Origin of the sequence: Kocuria sp. ZOR0020 (assembly GCF_000800955.1) — a bacterium.
Lineage (GTDB): Bacteria > Actinomycetota > Actinomycetes > Actinomycetales > Micrococcaceae > Kocuria > Kocuria subflava.
The window spans coordinates 1-2,211 of sequence record NZ_JROX01000261.1; the positions used below are offsets into that span (position 1 = coordinate 1).

At 68.3% G+C, this 2,211-nt stretch carries 3 protein-coding genes; all 3 read left to right on the forward strand.

Annotated features, from left to right (window positions below):
• On the forward strand, nucleotides 1–425 hold a 425-nt coding region (locus L979_RS12765; protein WP_047692589.1), incomplete at its 5' end, for a C40 family peptidase.
• 455 nt (nucleotides 426–880) lie between these two features.
• Entirely contained in the window at nucleotides 881–1,255 is a 375-nt protein-coding gene (locus L979_RS12770; protein WP_052209883.1) for a helix-turn-helix transcriptional regulator, read from the forward strand.
• Nucleotides 1,252–2,166, forward strand: coding sequence for a cation diffusion facilitator family transporter (locus L979_RS12775; RefSeq protein ID WP_019311266.1), 915 nt, complete (start codon nucleotides 1,252–1,254; stop codon nucleotides 2,164–2,166). The genes L979_RS12770 and L979_RS12775 overlap by 4 nt, the downstream gene beginning before the upstream one ends.
• Nucleotides 2,167–2,211: the final 45 nt, after the last annotated feature.

Genomic DNA, 2,211 nt, shown 5'->3' on the forward strand with positions numbered 1-2,211 from the left:
CCCCCGTCGACCAAGCCCCGGCCCCGCAGCAGAGCGCCGCCACCTCGAGCGTGAGCCCGCAGTCCACCGCCATCACCGAGATCGCCCCGGCCGCCGGCGGCATCGTGGGCACGGCCATGCAGGGCGTGGGCACCGGCTACGTCTGGGGCGGGACCTCCTTCGGGGCCTGGGACTGCTCCGGATTCACCGGCTGGGTCTACGCCCAGAACGGCATCGACATCCCCCGCACCAGCTTCCAGCAGATCGCCGCCGCCACCCCGACGTCCAACCCGCAGCCTGGTGACCTGGTGTCCCAGAACGGCGGCAACCACATCGGCATCTACATCGGTGGCGGCAAGATGGTCTCGGCGCTGAACCCGACCCAGGGCACCTTCGTCCACTCCGTCAACGCCATGCCCGTCGACGGGTACTACACCTACCGGTGAGTCTCGCCGATGTGGTGAAGGCCGGCCGGTGGGCTCATCCGTCAGGTGCGGAGTGCCCCGCCAGGATCATCGTCGATGGACCGCATGGGTGCACTCGGATGGACCGCATGGGTGCACTCCGCAGCTGTAGCCGCAGACTCGAACGATTGCCACGATCCTGTCGATGTGCACACGCCAGCGAATCGGCACACGGGGAGCAGTCCTGCGGAGAGGATCGGAGAGTGCTCATGGCCTTGCCCTGTCTTCCGCTGGACGCGGGCAGTGCTTATCCTGCTCCGCCTCGGCATTGGAGCGAGAGCCCTTAGGGTGCAGCGATGGCTCGGGGGACGGGGATGCCGCAGTGGCGGACGGCACCCCCGTCCGCCCTCACCGTATGAATACGAGCTGGACATTGCCCGATCATCAAGGGAAGCCCCTCATCTCCTTTGATACAGATTCTGCTGTACGGTTATTGGATGAGGATCTTGTCCCCGGTCGCGGCGATGTCCCGTTTCGGCAAAGCACTGGCCGATCCCACCCGGGCCGCGGTGCTGCTGCAGCTGCAGCTGCAGCAGGGCCCAGCGGTGCCCTCGGAACTGGCGGCCCGGATCGGGGTGAGCCGGCAGATCGTGTCCAACCACCTGGCCTGTCTGCGCGACTGCGGGTTGGTCGTGGGCGTGCCGGTGGGGCGCAACGTGCGCTATGAACTCTCGGACCCCAAGCTGGCCCACGCGTTGGAGGACCTGCTGGGCACTATCCTCACCGTCGAACCGGTGTGCCGGTGCGGGACACCCGAGTGCGCCGCCGAGGCCCTCGCCGATGACGCCACCACCCAGGAGATTCCGGTATGAGCGGCGAGCACGATCATTCCCACGCCGGCGCCGGGCGGAGGGGGAAACTGGCAGTGGTGTTCGCCATCACCGCCACGATTATGGTCGCCGAGATCATCGGTGCGGTGGTCTCGGGCAGCCTGGCGCTGCTGGCCGATGCCGGGCACATGTTCACCGACTCGGCCGGGCTGCTCATCGCCCTCACCGCCGCGACCCTGGCGCTGAAACCGGCCACGGACAAACGCACCTGGGGGTACCAGCGCGCCGAGATCGTCGCCGCGGCCGCCCAGGCCTCGGTGCTGCTGGCTGTGGGCGGGTTCATCGCCGTCGAAGGGGTGCGCCGGCTGTTGGAGCCCCCCGAGGTCGAGTCCACGGCCATGCTGTGGTTCGGGGTGGTCGGGCTGGTCGGCAACATCATCGGGCTGGTCATCCTCGCCTCGGGCCGGGGGGAGAACCTGAACATGAAGGCCGCGTTCCTGGAGGTGGCCAACGACGCCCTGGGCTCGGTAGCGGTGATCGTCTCCGCGATCGTCATCGCCACCACCGGGTGGACCCGGGCGGATGCGGTCGTGTCCTTGTTGATCGCCGCCCTGATCGTGCCGCGGGCTCTGATCCTGCTGCGCGACACCATCGAGGTCCTGATGGAAACCACCCCGAAGGGCCTGGACCTCGAGCAGGTCCGCACCCGCTTGGAAGCCCTGCCGCACGTGGTCGGTGTGCACGATCTGCACGCCTCGCGCATCGACTCCGACACCCCGGTGCTCTCGGCCCACGTCACCGTCCACGACGGCTGCCTGAACGCTGAGCACGCCGGGGTCGTCCTGGCGGATCTGCAGGCCTGCGTGGCCCGTGACTTCGACGTAGCCATCGAGCACTCCACCTTCCAGATCGAACCGGCCTCCCACCGCCACGATGAGACCCTCCACCCCTAGCCCCCTCCACCGGTACGCCCTGCTGCCGGAGACAGAACGGACACC